This window comes from Klebsiella sp. HMSC16C06 (assembly GCF_001808325.1).
Lineage (GTDB): Bacteria > Pseudomonadota > Gammaproteobacteria > Enterobacterales > Enterobacteriaceae > Klebsiella > Klebsiella variicola.
This window is the reverse complement of the sequence record NZ_KV792983.1, coordinates 126,579-142,862: the sequence shown is the minus strand read 5'-3', so window position 1 is coordinate 142,862 and position 16,284 is coordinate 126,579. Positions and strand designations below refer to the sequence as shown.

Below are 16,284 nucleotides of genomic sequence, written 5' to 3'. Positions count from 1 at the left end.
ATTTTCTCTTTATTATCCAAGAATGGCACGGCGAACTTTGTAATAATATTTAGTCATCAGGTTTCTTCTTGGCGTGCCTATTGGTGCATATTTATTTACATAAGGCATCAGTAAGTTCTTGATTTTGGTCTGGAACAAGATTTCTTGTTGCGGCTCGCTATGGGTTAAACCAATCGAAGCCGCTAACGACATTTGTCGTTTATAGATTTCCATTTCCCATGGGGTGTTAGCGATGTTTTCAATAAAGTCGTCATAAAAATCGACTTTCTCGGTATTCCATGGTTTGTTCTCACCCGCATAATGAATCATTTTAGGCTTCTTGCGGGCCGCTAAAAATTTCATATAGGTTGCAAATTTAAGATTAGGGAAGAAATCATCCGTGTTGCCGTTACCATGATAAACGTTCCACTCTAATGGCAGAAATGTGACTCGCGAGTAGAATACTTTATTCATGATATCCTGGTCGAGGAACCAGTATTTTTTTGCCTTTAATACCCGCATTAATTCAGCAAAGGTATTTTCTTCGACCATTTGTTTGACATTAAAAACAATTAATACCTGCCTGAAAATACTCATCAGGATTATTCATGTTTAAGGTTTTTTGTAAGTATTCGCCTGCCGGCATAACACCATCATCTGATGCCGACATTGCAGAAAATTTTACAAAACCTTCCATAACAATATCCTTAACCGCTGCAACTAAATTGTTGCCCAGAGAGATATCAAGCAGTTCACCCAAGTCAGCCTTTACTACGGTATCTGAATCAATAAATACGACTTTATCGTATCGTCTGAACAGCTGAGGAATAAAAAGACGGGCATACGTTGATGCGCTAAAATGCGCTCGGGTATGCACACCGTTTATTTCAGTGAAGGCATTAACGTCAAAAAAACGAAGAGAAATATTCGAATGAGCTGTGGTTAGATTGACCAACCGCGCTTTATTTAAATAGCTTACTTTGTTTTCGAGTACGACGATATCATAATTTTTATTTTTGTCCGCATGACGCACAATGGAATTAATTAATGCACCACCGCTGATTGCGTAATTATCATCGAAACTGATAACTACTGGAACCGCAGAATCAAAAACGGGATTCAGTGCACCATTAAATGTTTCATTGCTGACAAAGGTACGCTGTAATTCTTTTACTTTAAGCTCACCATCTTGTTGCAACTTAATAATGTAAATATTAAACAGCCGTTCAGCTATATGCCCAATAACGCGTTTTTCCTGGGCATTATAATTGTTCATCGAGATGGCATCTTCGAGATTATCCAGAATGGAAAAGAGCCACTCAGAATAGTTAACAAAAATATCTTTGCGCATGACAAACATATTAGTGTAATAGCCATCGCTGGCATCATTAAACGTTTTTATTGCCGTGCTATACTCTGGATATAGTTTTTCAACGATGGCAATGGCAGCCTGATAATCACGAATGTGTAAGTATTCACCTCGTTCATAGTGATCGTAATTATTTTTACTTCCCGCCGCAGTGACAGACCATTTTTTTGGCAGTAAGATATCAATACCTTCAACACACCTTTGAATTGTTTCTTCGTTTAATCCAAAGGTTTTCTCATACTCTTCATCAATGCATGGATGGTTCACGACCCCCCATGTATCCTCTGAAAAGTTTTGTTTTTCAGAAAAATTTAGATGGCGGCGATAGTGCATAAAACCGACATAGTCGGCCAGGTCCTCGTTTTTCCAAACCCAATAATGTGCAGTCAGTTCGCAATAAAACGGATTTTTAAAAGAAATATTATCGCCTGAATCATCACCAGGGCAACCAATATCATTATAAGAATTAGCTTTGCCGACATGTAGCGGTTTGATAATTGCAGCATTAAGAAAAGCACTAGGCTTATGGTGGCTGGTATAGATTTTAACGCTATTCTTCATTATATTACCCAATGATTAAGCCATTGCTTGCTTATACAGTTCAATGATTCGCTCTGCAGACCCCACTTCTCTGAGTCTATGATTTTCGATCCAAATCACTCTGTCGCAGATTTTTTCAACGTCACTCATATTGTGACTAACAAACAGTATCGTCACACCTCTTTTCTTAAAGTCTGTGATGGTCTGGATGCATTTGGACTGAAAAGCGATATCACCTACTGCCAGAACTTCATCAATAATTAAAATATCCGGTTCAACCTGGCTGATGACAGAAAAACCTAACTTCGCTAGCATTCCGCTTGAATATACTCTGATGGGCTCGTCTATGAACTCTCCCAGTTCCGAAAATTCAATAATACGTTCCATACGTTGCTGGACCTCTTTACGCCGCAGGCCCAACAGGGTTGCATTCAGGTAAATATTCTCACGCCCGGTAAGCTCCGGATGAAAGCCTCCGCCGAGTTCAAGCATCGATGCTACCCGTCCTTCAGTGGTAACTGTTCCCTTAGTTGGCTTAATCACCCCTGCAACCAGGCCAAGTGATGTGCTCTTTCCTGCCCCATTACGTCCAATCAGGGCAACAGCCTCACCTTTTCCAACAGTAAAGGATACGTCTTCGATAGCTAAATATTTCCGCCCCTTCAGCAACTGAAGAGCGCGCTTCGGATGGAAGACTAAGTCTTTGATTCCTGAGCCAATATGATGGTACAGAGGATACTCTTTTGTAACATGACTGAAGTTAATAACTGGGTGCATTACAAGATCTCTGCAAATCGATATTTTAATTTATTGAAAATAGACAAACCAACAACCGTTAAAATGATTCCCGTAAAATATAGTATAGAAATATACTCATAATTAAGAGTCCCATTCATGAATAAATCACGCCAACTAAGAATCATACTCGCTAGCGGATTGTAGGTAATTATCCAGCTAAAATTCCCCGGGATCATATCAGACGCATATAAAATCGGCGTACAATAAAACATCAACATAATCCCCAGACTGACAAAGCGCTCAAGGTCACGGAAAAACAGGTTCAACGTTGAAAATATGATTGAAACACCAAAGGTGAAAATCACCTGACCAATAGCAATAAGTGGTATACCCCAAAGCCAGGATAAAGACGGCGTCATGCCATAAACAAAAAGAAATACGACAATAACCGGTATGGTGCAAAGAAAATGCAAACCTTCCATCATCACATTGCTTAGCGGAATAACGGACCGGGGAAAAACTGTCTTCTTGATAATTTGTGCGTTGGCAATGAATGAAAATAATGAGTTAGTGGCTGAACTGGCAAACCATTGCCACGGGAACAAACCGGTAATGAGGAAAACCGTATAATTTGGAATTTGTACTCTCATTACCAGCTTAAATATAAAATAATAAATCATGGCAAAAAGCAATGGATTTGCTACTGACCATAAATAACCTAGCATGCTGCTCTTATAGCGCACTTTTAGATCTTTATTTGTTATTACAACAAGCAAATCAAATAAATACCCTAAATTGTACTTCATCTTTATACTCATAAATTATTCTACAAATATCCACTGAATGAGTTAGTCATACCAGGTCTAGCTCGCCGATCGTGCCAGGCTCAGCAATCGAGAAACTGATTGCTTTGTGTTGCGGGCAAAGTTTATCAGGTCAACAGCCATTCATCGACTGCAACCAATGATTTGAGTGAAAACGCAAGCGTCACCCCGTTTCCCATAACGACAAAACCCTTACAATTCAACAAATTAATAACTTATCAAATGTTTTCTTCCACGCTACCGCCATTGGCTATCGCAACCAAAATGCGTGATCCACCGAGTTTATTTGCACTTACATCCGTTCAAACCGCGCTGTACCTGGCATAACTGTTTCAGTACAGCCCTGCATCTCGTTACCTTAGCTACAAAAGGCTTTACTCTGGCGTTTCCGTTCCCCGTTAGCTATCAGGACTTTCTCATTTCCGCAAGCAGCATGCCTGGCGTAGCACTCTCCCTCACTTGCTCATCACACCCTTCCATTCAAAAGAGCCATCTAAGGGCAGCATGAAATTCTGAAATAATTTCTTGCATCTTAATAACAACTTTTCGTGATCATTTAACAAGCAACACCTAAGCCTGCTAAATAGAACGGCAGCGTATTATAACTCTGCAAGTAAGGAATTAAAGTAAAAATCCGGCTCATGGCTTTTTCAATGTAAAAATGGACACACTTTAGACGATATCATGGCATTATCGCTAAATAAGTTCTCTGGAAACAAACACACCGGGCTAAGCTAAAGTAACATCTTTACAGTACGATGCCAGACAGCGTCTAAAATTTTGAAATACTAGGTAAAACCGAAGCAAATACCTAACCCATTGTTTATAATTGCTTTTAACCTTATCAGTGGCATAATGATCTTCGAGAATGATAATTAATTACATGATATTTACTCTCTGACGCTGCTGTTTACAGGTACATGCATGTCTTGTCATGGCAAAGCAAGTGATCCCAACCGCAAGCCAGTGTAAAATCGGCACTTATGTAGAACGGGATATCCACACCCCGGAGGAAAAATATGAAGTTTTTGGTCACTGGTGCCGCAGGTTTTATCGGCTTTCATATCGCGCAGCGCCTGCTGAATGAAGGGCATGATGTTGTCGGGATCGACAACATGAACGACTATTATGACGTCAGCCTGAAGCAGGCCCGTCTGGATCGCCTGGCATCTCCGGCATTCCATTTCCAGCAGCTGGATCTGGCCGACCGGGAAGGTATGGCAAAGCTGTTCGCCGCAGAGCAATTTGATCGCGTGATCCACCTGGCTGCCCAGGCCGGTGTGCGTTACTCGCTGGAAAATCCGTATGCCTATGCGGACGCTAACCTGATGGGTTATCTGAACATTCTGGAAGGCTGCCGCCATACCAAAGTGAAACACCTGGTGTACGCCTCCTCCAGCTCGGTTTACGGCCTCAACCGTAAAATGCCTTTCTCCACCGAAGATTCCGTCGATCATCCGGTCTCCCTGTATGCCGCCACCAAGAAAGCTAATGAGCTGATGGCGCATACCTATTCCCATCTGTACAGCATCCCGACCACCGGGCTGCGCTTCTTTACGGTCTATGGCCCCTGGGGCCGCCCGGATATGGCGCTGTTCAAGTTCACGAAAGCGATGCTGGAAGGGAAAAGTATTGACGTCTACAACTACGGCAAAATGAAGCGCGACTTTACCTATATCGACGACATCGTCGAGGCGGTGGTGCGCGTCCAGGATGTGATCCCGCAGGCCAATGCCGACTGGACCGTTGAGAGCGGTTCACCGGCCACCAGTTCCGCGCCGTATCGGGTCTATAACATTGGCAACAGCTCGCCAGTGGAACTGATGGACTACATTACCGCCCTGGAAGAGGCGCTGGGGATGGAAGCGAAGAAGAATATGATGCCGATCCAGCCGGGCGATGTGCTGGACACCAGCGCAGACACCCAACCGCTATATGACCTGGTGGGTTTCAAGCCGCAGACGTCAGTGAAGGAAGGCGTGAAGAACTTTGTCGAGTGGTATAAGGATTACTATCAGATCTAATCCCCTGCCCTGCCGCAATCGTCAGGTTGCGGCAACCTCTTCTATGGAACCTCCGTTATCCTGACTATATGTCGACGGAATGCGCATTCATTGTTTTATATATAATATTTTGTGCTATAGAGAGATTTTTTGCCTTTTTTCTCGCACGCCTGAAACCAGTTTCATCCAGCCTTTTTCAAAAAAGCAAATATCCGCGCGCCAGGCACTCAAACTTTTCTGTCATCCATCCCAATTTGGTGAGTGGAAACAGCATTATATGCTGATTGAGCAAAAACATTACTCTCTGTAGGAATTTTCCTAAATCCAGGATATGTTAGAGCAAGCCATGCAACAGAACAAAACTGGTGCATTGCTTATCAAACTAATAATTCAATCAACATACGCTCTGTGGTAGATATTATGGAAAACCTATTTTTCTTAGTGGTGGCTGCCATACTACTTGCTGTTTCCGTTTATTTCTTGATTTCTTATTTAAAAGACAGAAAGAAAACGAAACTGACGTTTAATAAACGCAAGTGGTAAGGACCGCTCCGTATTGCAATTAGATTAAGATAACATTAAGAGATAAAAAAATGATATTACAGAATGAGCGTTCATTCTGCGTTTTGGCGTGGCATTAAGGCAAGAAAAAATAGTGTTAATCGCGCCCTGTTCATCATATTTCCATAGGGCATAAATAACAAAAGCCTGCGTTGCAGGCTTTGTTTTACCTCCCGGCGCTTATCTCCGGCATCTACATCACAGTGACGGTAGCTCTTCACAAGGTAAGTTTAACTTATCGGACCTGTTTTCAACCCGCAACGGCTTTTGAGCAGGATCGTAATGTCCATCACAATTTATTGAGGTTAATCTGAATGTGTGAGAAATACGCGGAGTGAGGGATATAACGGGGAAGATAAAGAAGAACACTGGCGGCGGGAAACCGCCAGTCTCAGACAGGCAGAATTAATCGTTACCAAACAGATCGCGGGTGTATACCTTGTCCGCCACATCTGCCAGCTCTTCCGCCATACGGTTAGAGATGATCACATCCGCCTCTTGTTTGAAGGCATCCAGGTCGCGCACGACGCGGGAGTTAAAGAACTCATCTTCCTGCATCACCGGTTCATAGATAATAACCGGAATACCTTTCGCCTTGATGCGCTTCATAATGCCCTGAATAGAAGAGGCACGGAAGTTGTCCGAACCACTCTTCATGATCAGGCGATACACACCCACCACTTTCGGCTTACGGGCGAGAATAGAATCCGCGATAAAGTCTTTACGGGTACGGTTAGCATCCACGATAGCCGCGATGATATTGTTCGGGACCGATTCGTAGTTCGCCAGCAGCTGCTTGGTATCTTTCGGCAGGCAGTAGCCGCCATAGCCAAAGGACGGGTTGTTGTAGTGGTTGCCGATACGCGGATCCAGGCATACCCCTTCGATAATCTGCTTGCTGTTCAGCCCCTGGCTTTCAGCATAGCTGTCGAGCTCATTGAAATAGGCAACACGCAGCGCCAGATAGGTGTTCGCGAACAGTTTGATCGCTTCCGCTTCAGTGGAGTCGGTAAACAGGGTCGGGATATCCTGCTTAATCGCGCCTTCTTTCAGCAGGTCTGCGAAACGCTCGGCACGCGCAGAGCGCTCACCAATAACAATGCGCGATGGGTGCAGGTTGTCGTACAGCGCACGGCCTTCACGCAGGAACTCAGGAGAGAAAATAACATTATCAATCCCTAAACGTTCTTTGATGTCGCGGGTGAACCCCACCGGGATGGTCGATTTAATGATCATCACCGCGTTCGGGTTGATCTCTGTGACATCGCGAATAACCGCTTCCACCGTAGAGGTGTTGAAGTAGTTGGTTTTGGGATCGTAATCGGTCGGCGTCGCAATGATCACGTAGTCGGCATTACGATAGGCGTCGTGCTTGTCCGTGGTGGCACGGAAATTTAACGGTTTTTCTGCAAGATATTCCTGAATCTCTTTATCCACAATCGGAGAGATCTTCTGGTTAAGCATATCCACTTTGGCCTGTACGATATCCAGAGCAACCACTTCGTGGTTTTGCGCAATCAGGACACCGTTCGATAAACCAACATAACCTGTACCGGAAATAGTAATTTTCATGAGATTACACTTTAATCAGTTAACTGGATAATGGCGGATAGCCACGAATTTAAATAATACTGTGGGCGGTTTTACGCTTTGACCAGTGGGATGTCAAGAATAAGCCATAAGGTCAATAATACGATTAAAATCTGACCCTATGGCTTCCATTATGGATAATGCATTACTTGAGAAGAGCTAAAATCTCTTCGGTTTTTGCATTCATTAACGCAGTATCCGCTCTGGACTCAACGTTCAAACGCACCACCGGCTCCGTGTTGGACGTGCGCAGGTTAAAGCGCCACTCAGGGTATTCAATACTGATACCGTCCGTTGTGTCGATGTGTGCGGCCGCCGGCTCATACTGCGCCCGGATGCGCGCTATCGCCTCCGCCGCATTCCCCAGCTTGCGGTTGATCTCCCCCGACGCCGGGAACGCCGCCTGGCGGTCCGCCACCAGCGATTTCAGCGAACTGTTCTTCAGGCACAGCAGCTCCGCCACCAGCAGCCACGGGATCATCCCGCTGTCGCAGTAGGCGAAGTCGCGGAAGTAATGGTGCGCACTCATCTCCCCGCCGTAGATGGCGTTTTCCTGGCGCATCCGCTCCTTGATGAACGCATGCCCCGTCTTCGACATCACCGGCTGGCCGCCGCTGCGGGTCACGATGTCCACCGTGTTCCACGTCAGACGCGGGTCGTGAATGATTTTCGCCCCCGGCTGTTTCTGCAGGAACGCTTCCGCCAGCAGGCCGACAATGTAGTACCCCTCGATAAACGACGCCTCGCCATCGAACAGGAAGCAGCGGTCGAAGTCGCCGTCAAAGGCGATACCCATGTCCGCCTGATGCGCACGCACCGCATCGGCGGTGTCCTGACGGCACTCCGGCAGCAGCGGGTTCGGGATACCGTTCGGGAAATGGCCGTCCGGCTGGTGATGCACCTTGATAAAGGTCACCGGCGCCCCGGCCGCCGCGAAGCGTTTCTCCACCTCATCAATCACATGCCCCGCCGCCCCGTTGCCGGAGTTCACCACCAGCTTCAGCGGACGGGTGAAGTTCGCCAGGTCCACGTAGCCCATCAGGTGGTCGACGTACTCCTTCAGCACCGAAATCTGGCGCAGGGTCCCGCGACGCGCCGGGTCCACCGGCGGGAACTGGTTCTCCTCCGCCAGGCGCTGGATATCCCGCAGGCCGGTGTCGCCGCTGATGGGCTTCGCATTCTCGCGCACCAGCTTCATGCCGTTGTAGTTCATCGGGTTATGGCTCGCCGTCACCTCGATGCCGCCGTCCACCCCGAGGTGGAAAGTGGCAAAGTAAATCTCTTCGGTGCCGCTCAGGCCGATATCCAGCACGTCGGTGCCGGCGTCCATCAGCCCGCGGGCCAGCGCCAGCTTCAGCGACTCGCTGGTGAGGCGCACATCGCCCCCCACCACTATCTTCCCGGGTTTCAGAAATTCGCCGTAGGCGCGGCCGATACGGTAGGCGATGTCCTCGTTCAGTTCCTCGCCCAGTTCACCACGGATGTCATAAGCCTTAAAGCATGTTAACTGTGTCATTCTGCGTTTTGTCCCGAAAAAATTAGCAACGACCATACTGGTCTTTAATACGAATAATGTCGTCCTCGCCGAGGTACGACCCCGACTGGATCTCCAGCACTTCCAGCGGAATACGGCCCGGGTTTTCCAGGCTGTGCTCGGCGCCAATCGGAATAAAGGTGGACTGGTTCTCGGTCAGCAGGAACTGCTTGCCGTTGACCGTCACCTGGCCGGTGCCGGCGAGAATGACCCAGTGCTCGGCGCGGTGGTGGTGCATCTGCATCGAGAAGGCGCCGCCCGGTTTCACGGTGATGCGGTTGACGTTGAAGCGCGGGGTCTGGACCACCACGTCGCAGCGGCCCCAGGGACGGTAAATCTCGCGGTGGCGCTTGTACTCGCTGCGCTGGTTCTGCTTGAGGAACTCGACCGCCTTCTTCACGTCCTGGGAACGCTCGCGGTTCATCACCAGCACGGCGTCCTTGGTGCTGACAATCACCAGGTTCTCCACGCCGATGGCCGCCACCAGCTTCTCGTCGCTGTTGATGTAGCAGTTTTCGCTGTTGTGCACCCACGCGTCACCGCTGAGGACGTTGCCCTGCTCGTCTTTCGGGCTGACCTCCCACAGGGCGGACCAGGAGCCGACGTCGCTCCAGTCGGCATCGAGACCGACCACCACCGCGTCGGCGGTTTTCTCCATTACCGCGTAGTCCACGGACTCGTCCGGGCACTCGCAGAAAATGTCATGCGGAATGCTGATGAAGTCGCTGCCGTTGTCGGCGGCATTGACCGCGGCCTGGCAGGCTTCGAGGATATCCGGGCGGAATTTGGCCAGCTCGGAGAGGTATTTTTTGGCGCGGAACATAAACATGCCGCTGTTCCAGTAGTACTCCCCGGAGGCGAGGTAGGCCTCGGCGCGCTCGCGGTCCGGCTTCTCCACGAAGCGGGCCACCTGGTACGGGGTGTGGGCGCTGTCGGTGAGGGCCACGCCGCGCTGGATGTAGCCGTAGCCGGTTTCAGGGGCGTTCGGCACGATACCGAAGGTGACCAGATGGCCTTCATCGGCATACTGCTCGGCGACGCGGATGGCGTCGTGGAAGACCGGCTGGTTATTGATGATATGGTCGGCAGCGAGGACCAGCATCAGCGGGTCCTCACCGTGACGGGTAGCCTGAAGAGCCGCCAGGGCGATGGCCGGGGCGGTGTTGCGCCCGACCGGCTCAAGAATAATGTTGTTGGACAGCTTGTTGAGCTGACGCAGCTGTTCGGCCACCAGGAAGCGGTGCTCTTCGTTACAGATGACCATCGGTTCATGGATTTCAAGGCCCGAAAGTCGGGTGATGGTTTCCTGCAGCATGGAGTTCTGCCCGAACAGACGGAGGAACTGTTTCGGGTAAAGCTCGCGAGACATCGGCCAGAGACGACTGCCGGTACCACCAGCCATGATCACAGGAAGCAACATATTAATATCCTTTAATTAAAACCCTGTTATTAAACACCCAGATATATTCTGAGGCCAGAAGCAGATTATTATAGATATACAGAAGTATAAATATGGCAAATTCTTAAAAGATAAACACTTGGTTTATTAGAGCTAAAAATAATGAAGACGTACAAATAAGATGACTTTGATCAGTTTATTGTAGAAAAAACAATAGATAACAGTCAGGCCAATTGGCCTGACTGTGGCATATAAAGATTATTCCAACCACTCGGTATGGAATACACCTTCTTTATCAGTACGCTTATAGGTGTGCGCACCAAAGTAATCACGCTGAGCCTGAATCAGGTTAGCCGGCAGAACCGCAGAACGGTAGCTGTCGTAATAAGCAATTGCGGCAGAGAACGTCGGTACCGGAATACCATTCTGCACAGCATAAGCCACGACATCACGCAGCGCCTGTTGATAGTCATCAGCGATCTGTTTGAAGTACGGCGCCAGCAGGAGGTTAGCAATGCCAGCGTTTTGCGCATAAGCATCGGTGATCTTCTGCAGGAACTGCGCACGAATTATGCAGCCAGCGCGGAAAATCTTAGCGATCTCGCCATAGTTCAGGTCCCAGTTGTATTCATCAGAAGCAGCACGCAGCTGGGAGAAGCCCTGAGCATAGGAAACGATTTTACCGAGGTACAACGCGCGACGAACTTTTTCGATAAATTCCGCTTTATCACCGGCCGGTTGAGCCTGCGGACCACTCAGCACTTTCGACGCGGCTACACGCTGGTCTTTAAGCGAAGAGATGTAACGAGCAAATACGGACTCGGTGATCAGAGACAGAGGTTCGCCGAGATCCAGTGAGCTCTGGCTGGTCCACTTACCGGTACCTTTGTTTGCAGCTTCATCAAGAATAACATCAACGAGGTACTTACCTTCTTCATCCTTCTTGGTGAAGATATCTTTGGTAATGTCGATCAGGTAACTGCTCAGTTCACCTCCGTTCCATTCGGTGAATGTTTGCGCCAGATCTTCGTTGGAAAGAGCCAGACCGCCTTTCAACAGCGCATAAGCTTCTGCAATCAGTTGCATATCGCCATACTCGATGCCGTTATGAACCATCTTCACATAATGGCCAGCACCGTCAGCACCGATATAGGTCACACATGGTTCACCGTCTTCTGCAACCGCCGCGATCTGCTTCAGAATTGGAGCAACCAGCTCATAGGCTTCTTTCTGGCCACCAGGCATGATGGAAGGACCTTTCAGGGCCCCCTCTTCACCACCGGAAACACCGGTACCGATAAAGTTAAAACCTTCGGCAGACAGTTCACGGTTACGACGGATGGTGTCCTGGAAGAAGGTGTTGCCGCCATCAATGATGATGTCGCCTTTATCAAGGTAAGGCTTCAGGGAATCGATGGCGCTGTCGGTGCCAGCCCCTGCCTTCACCATCAACAGGATACGACGTGGTGTTTCGAGGGATTCAACAAACTCTTGTACTGTGTAGTAAGGAACCAGTTTCTTGCCTGGGTTTTCGGCAATCACTTCTTCGGTCTTTTCACGGGAGCGGTTGAAAACGGAGACGGTATAGCCACGGCTTTCGATGTTCAGCGCAAGGTTACGCCCCATCACAGCCATACCGACAACCCCGATTTGTTGCTTGGACATTACATACTCCTGTCAGGTGTGGTCACTGCGACACGTTCGCAGCTTAAATGTGATGATAATGTTAGCCCAAAGTACAAAGAGCTCATAGTGAAAATTTGTTAACTAGCACAAGATATAAATTTTGGACTATAAATGCACAAAGCTTGTTTTAAGCAGCATCTGATTAATAAGCAGATTTGTTAATAAACCCTTTAAAGACAGTAAGGAATATTATTTTTAGATCTAACCAAATGCTCCATCCTCTGATATATAACAAATCATATTCGATTCGTTTTTCCATTTTTTCCAAAGTATCAGTTTCACCACGCCAACCATTAATTTGTGCTAAGCCCGTGATACCTGGCTTAACCTTATGACGAAGCATATATCCCTGAATTAAGGACCGATATTGCTCGTTATGTGAAACTGCATGTGGCCGAGGCCCTACAACGGACATCTGACCAAAAAGTACATTAAAGAACTGCGGAAGTTCGTCTAAGGAAGTACTGCGCAAAAACTTGCCAACTTTAGTCACCCGGATATCATTTTTTGTAGCCTGAATAACTTTGTCGTCGTTTTCCATCACAGTCATCGAGCGAAACTTCCAGACTTTTATAGGTTTTCCGTCCATTCCATAACGCACCTGGCGGAAAATAACCGGTCCTTTCGACGTAGTTTTAACAGCAGTAGCTATGACCAGAAGAATTGGTGATATCAGAATAAGAATCAAAGAGGATACAATTATATCCTCAAGACGCTTAAAGACCATATTAATGCCATTAAGCGGTGAATCAAATAAAGGAACAACCGGCACTCCATTTATTTCTTCTGTACGCGATTGCAATATATTAAAAGTAAATATATCAGGTATAAAAAGAACGGAGCAAGTAGTATCTGTCAATTGTGATACCATATTTTTTATGGCAACCTCATCTCGCATATGCATTGCAATGTAAATACGATCTATGGTTCCATTTCTTGCCTCATATATTAAATCAGAAATTTTTCCAGCATAAAGTTCTGGATCATATCCACCTGAATAGGAATCTTCATATATGCCCTTAACCTCAAATCCTAACCAAGGCTGCTTTCTGAAAGTCTCCAGCAAACTAATGCCTGCTGGTAAAGAACCAGCAAAAGCAACACTTCTTTTATTATAACCAATGCGGCGGAAAAATCCTGCTAATGCTCTGATAAAAGAACGAGTAATAACAAAGCCAACACAAACAGCTAAATACCAAAAAATAAAGATTCTGAATGTCAAATCTAAATCTGAAAATAAGGTAACAAAACCAAGGGTCAGTAAAAAAGAAAGCGACCAATTTTTAAGTATTAAAATCAATTCAACAGAAAACTCAACGCCACGCCATGAACGATAAAAGTCAGTAATACCGCCAATCATTTGGAATACAACCAGTGCGACAAGCGCAATCAGTACATACTGTAAAGTGAATAACTGGCCATTAATAAAGCATGAAAGGTATATACCTAAAAATATAATTAGTATATCAGAAAAACGCTGAAGCATAGAAATTATTGAAGCATTTGCATTCGAGCGAAAGCGATGCTGAGATATTGTCATAATTCAATCACTCATTTATATACAAGCATATCTTAGTCAGTAATACTCATAAAAGGAACAGCCAAGGAGAGAAGAAATGTTAGTGCTCCCATGATATATTTCTTTTAACCACTTTTGCTGGAACCCCTGCTATAAGACAATTTTTTTCAAGAAAAATACCATTAACGACTGAATGACTCGCTACAACACAACCATCAGCAATGATAGAGCCTTTATTAATAGATACATTGTTGCCTATAAGGCAATTCTCACCTATGACAACTTTATTGTCTTTTGGTTTTTTATCATTATAAGAAACCAAATGAAAATCTTCATCAAGAATTTGAACTCTCCAAGAAACCATGCTCCCTTTTCCGATACTGAGCCCAGAATAGGATATAATATCTGTCTCAGGACCTATATAGCAATCATTTAAAGTAACTACGCTAGATTCAGAAATGTCAAACCTAACATTTTTAGCTATAAATACATTCCCTGAAACATGTATTTCACCTCGATTATTTATATAACATCGCGAATCATTACTTACATGACTAACGTTTGACAAACCGATGACCAAGTTACTTTTATCTTGAAGTATAATATTTTTAATATTTCTTATTTTCACATTAGGAGAAGTTAAAATATTTTTTTTGTGCACACTTTGAAATATCATCATCCTAAATAAAACACCAATAACGCTGCATTCAGAAGAACGACATCTATTTTTTAGAATGCTAATGTTTTCAATAATTTTGTTGACAATCATATTATGGCTCTTGTGTTATAAGATTTAAGAAATGATATCCATTAATATATTGCTAAGCTTAACATCAACAACTTGACCAAGACTTTCACAATAAAATTTAATTTGACTAATTTTACCTGGTAACTTTTCACCAAACCTGACCCATGACCAATCACTATAGTCGGAGGCAGAACAATTCCAGCTTCGTGTGGAGATGTTATTATCAAGAGAATCATAACACTCAAGTGTTATTTTGAAATCACCACTAACTATCTTCAACATCAATCCTCCCGACAGCACACCATCCGATTTGACTGAGACATGTTGTGATAACTTGGCTCCATTTTTTGAGAATAAAACGACATTAGAAAAATTGGTAATATGGCTTTCTTGAAGTCTAATGCCATCGTTGAAATCCCAATATCTTAACCCATCAATAAATCTTGTATTCATCAAAACTGACGAGTCATTTTTATTTAATGCCATGTATGATTTATTATTCAAAGAGACTCTAACGTTTTCTAAATAGGATTTACCGTCGCCACCTACAAGCACTAAAGCATTCTCCACACCTTTTGATGGATTATAGTTTTCAGTGGCTTGGAATCTTAAATTACGAACATATAATCCATTTTCATTATCATTTACCACATAAAATAAAGGTGTGTTTATTAGTTTTGGGGTCGGACTTATAAATACAAAACTGTCTGTAACTGATGCAAAGCTATTTATTGAGTTAACACTAAGTATTGTAAAGTCAGCGGTTTTCCGCCCAGGGTTTTCCATATGTGATTGATTTATAAATACATTTGAATCACCAAATAACTTAATCTCATGATTATCAAACGAACATTTTGAAAAGAACCAATCACCATAATGTAATTCTGTATAACTTCGATTATCAGCAAACATGCAATTATCAAAGACCATACACTCCCCAGAATTCTTATTATTTGAAGGAGCTATAATATTTCCCCATAGAAACTGGCAATCAGAAAATTTTATCCGCCATGAATTATTATCAAATGCTAATACAGTACTCCACCCCTGAATTGAAACTTTATTAATTGAAAAGAGTGAACTATTTCTTTCATTCCCACCAATACTTATAGCGCAACTTTCAAAAAGATTTGTAATTCCGCCACCTATTAATGCAATACATCTCATAGCTGTTTTAACATTCTGATAACGTTTAGAATAAGTTTGCTGGCTTGAGAATAACCTTATAGCATAATCCGCACTAAAATCATCAACCCACTTTAATGTCGATAGGTCCGATGATAACCATGAGGTCTTGGATACGTCGATCTCATATGTATTTTTGACGAGATACACATGCCCCGAGGTGAATTTAAGTGGCAAGCATTCATTGTGCGCTACAGTATTGGCTCGAAAGATGGCATCTGTATCATCATTAACTCCATTACCAATAGCACCAAACCAGTTAACATAAATACAGTCATCTATCTTCCTCTTCCATGAGCAATTTTTACCACGAATATAAATCACGTTGTCAATTAATTCATCTGCAATTGTAGGCGTACTAACAAAATATCCCGAATAAAAAAAAGAGTTAGCAACATTTGTCTCTCGCCCAGAAATAAAAACACATTCGCCGCTAAAAAGTGACATATACTTTTTAACACTTTCAATGGTAAAACTCTTATTTTCGTGTAACTCAAAAACATCTTTATTCGAACTTGTATTGCCAGCAAAAACAGGGAAAAGAGTTAGACTTGGGATTATTTTTTTTAAAAAAGATCTTTTTGACATTAATAATTTCATTATGCCCTC

At 44.7% G+C, this 16,284-nt stretch carries 11 protein-coding genes and 1 pseudogene; 2 read left to right on the top strand and 10 right to left on the bottom strand.

All coding sequences use genetic code 11. From position 1 onward, the window contains the following. Positions 1-12 precede the first annotated feature (12 nt). From HMPREF3142_RS02260 to rfbA, 3 genes and pseudogenes are all read right to left on the bottom strand, one after another. A pseudogene (locus tag HMPREF3142_RS02260) lies at positions 13-1,909 on the bottom strand (DUF4422 domain-containing protein). Positions 1,910-1,924: 15 nt separating this feature from the next. Then, a complete protein-coding gene (rfbB, locus tag HMPREF3142_RS02255; protein WP_032733330.1) occupies positions 1,925-2,665 on the bottom strand; it encodes an O-antigen export ABC transporter ATP-binding protein RfbB in 741 nt (246 codons plus the stop codon). After that, positions 2,665-3,432 (bottom strand): O-antigen export ABC transporter permease RfbA, encoded by a 768-nt coding sequence (gene rfbA / locus HMPREF3142_RS02250; RefSeq protein WP_032733506.1) that lies wholly within the window; start codon positions 3,430-3,432, stop codon positions 2,665-2,667. The genes rfbB and rfbA overlap by 1 nt, the downstream gene beginning before the upstream one ends. 1,037 nt (positions 3,433-4,469) lie before the next feature. Between rfbA and HMPREF3142_RS02245 the strand changes: the two genes are divergently transcribed. Together HMPREF3142_RS02245 and HMPREF3142_RS28890 are read left to right on the top strand one after the other, a co-directional pair. Further along, positions 4,470-5,474: an NAD-dependent epimerase gene (locus tag HMPREF3142_RS02245; RefSeq protein WP_008804104.1), complete on the top strand. Its 1,005-nt coding sequence runs from the start codon at positions 4,470-4,472 to the stop codon at positions 5,472-5,474. Positions 5,475-5,873: 399 nt separating this feature from the next. Next, on the top strand, positions 5,874-5,996 hold the full coding sequence (locus HMPREF3142_RS28890; protein WP_004144151.1) for a small membrane protein: 123 nt from the start codon (positions 5,874-5,876) through the stop codon (positions 5,994-5,996). A 423-nt stretch (positions 5,997-6,419) separates the two neighbouring features. Here HMPREF3142_RS28890 and ugd read toward each other — a convergent pair whose 3' ends face one another. The 7 genes from ugd to HMPREF3142_RS27275 form a co-directional block, all read right to left on the bottom strand. Then, positions 6,420-7,586 (bottom strand): UDP-glucose 6-dehydrogenase, encoded by a 1,167-nt coding sequence (gene ugd, locus HMPREF3142_RS02240; RefSeq protein ID WP_000704907.1) that lies wholly within the window; start codon positions 7,584-7,586, stop codon positions 6,420-6,422. Between the two features lie 163 nt (positions 7,587-7,749). After that, entirely contained in the window at positions 7,750-9,120 is a 1,371-nt protein-coding gene (gene rfbK / locus HMPREF3142_RS02235; protein WP_070611496.1) for an O9 family phosphomannomutase RfbK, read from the bottom strand. A gap of 22 nt (positions 9,121-9,142) precedes the next feature. After that, positions 9,143-10,558 carry a mannose-1-phosphate guanylyltransferase/mannose-6-phosphate isomerase gene (locus HMPREF3142_RS02230; protein WP_023322964.1) on the bottom strand — a complete coding sequence of 472 codons (1,416 nt, stop codon included), beginning with the start codon at positions 10,556-10,558 and terminating at the stop codon, positions 9,143-9,145. A 237-nt stretch (positions 10,559-10,795) separates the two neighbouring features. After that, on the bottom strand, positions 10,796-12,202 hold the full coding sequence (gndA, locus tag HMPREF3142_RS02225; RefSeq protein WP_070611483.1) for an NADP-dependent phosphogluconate dehydrogenase: 1,407 nt from the start codon (positions 12,200-12,202) through the stop codon (positions 10,796-10,798). 163 nt (positions 12,203-12,365) lie between these two features. Further along, complete coding sequence (gene wcaJ / locus HMPREF3142_RS02220) at positions 12,366-13,763, bottom strand: undecaprenyl-phosphate glucose phosphotransferase (RefSeq protein ID WP_070611481.1); 1,398 nt, start codon at positions 13,761-13,763, stop codon at positions 12,366-12,368. Positions 13,764-13,842: 79 nt separating this feature from the next. Beyond that, positions 13,843-14,511, bottom strand: a complete 669-nt coding sequence (locus HMPREF3142_RS27280) for an acyltransferase (protein WP_077270010.1) — start codon at positions 14,509-14,511, stop codon at positions 13,843-13,845. A 24-nt stretch (positions 14,512-14,535) separates the two neighbouring features. Further along, positions 14,536-16,275 (bottom strand): hypothetical protein, encoded by a 1,740-nt coding sequence (locus HMPREF3142_RS27275; protein WP_077270015.1) that lies wholly within the window; start codon positions 16,273-16,275, stop codon positions 14,536-14,538. Positions 16,276-16,284: the final 9 nt, after the last annotated feature.

What these genes read in the sequence shown, in the direction of transcription:
- rfbB (WP_032733330.1), bottom strand. Translation starts at nt 2,665, where the DNA reads ATGCACCCAGTTATTAACTTCAGTCATGTTACAAAAGAGTATCCTCTG.
- HMPREF3142_RS28890 (WP_004144151.1), top strand. Translation starts at nt 5,874, where the DNA reads ATGGAAAACCTATTTTTCTTAGTGGTGGCTGCCATACTACTTGCTGTT.
- gndA (WP_070611483.1), bottom strand. Translation starts at nt 12,202, where the DNA reads ATGTCCAAGCAACAAATCGGGGTTGTCGGTATGGCTGTGATGGGGCGT.
- rfbK (WP_070611496.1), bottom strand. Translation starts at nt 9,120, where the DNA reads ATGACACAGTTAACATGCTTTAAGGCTTATGACATCCGTGGTGAACTG.
- HMPREF3142_RS27275 (WP_077270015.1), bottom strand. Translation starts at nt 16,275, where the DNA reads ATGAAATTATTAATGTCAAAAAGATCTTTTTTAAAAAAAATAATCCCA.
- HMPREF3142_RS02245 (WP_008804104.1), top strand. Translation starts at nt 4,470, where the DNA reads ATGAAGTTTTTGGTCACTGGTGCCGCAGGTTTTATCGGCTTTCATATC.
- HMPREF3142_RS27280 (WP_077270010.1), bottom strand. Translation starts at nt 14,511, where the DNA reads ATGATTGTCAACAAAATTATTGAAAACATTAGCATTCTAAAAAATAGA.
- wcaJ (WP_070611481.1), bottom strand. Translation starts at nt 13,763, where the DNA reads ATGACAATATCTCAGCATCGCTTTCGCTCGAATGCAAATGCTTCAATA.
- rfbA (WP_032733506.1), bottom strand. Translation starts at nt 3,432, where the DNA reads ATGAAGTACAATTTAGGGTATTTATTTGATTTGCTTGTTGTAATAACA.
- ugd (WP_000704907.1), bottom strand. Translation starts at nt 7,586, where the DNA reads ATGAAAATTACTATTTCCGGTACAGGTTATGTTGGTTTATCGAACGGT.
- HMPREF3142_RS02230 (WP_023322964.1), bottom strand. Translation starts at nt 10,558, where the DNA reads ATGTTGCTTCCTGTGATCATGGCTGGTGGTACCGGCAGTCGTCTCTGG.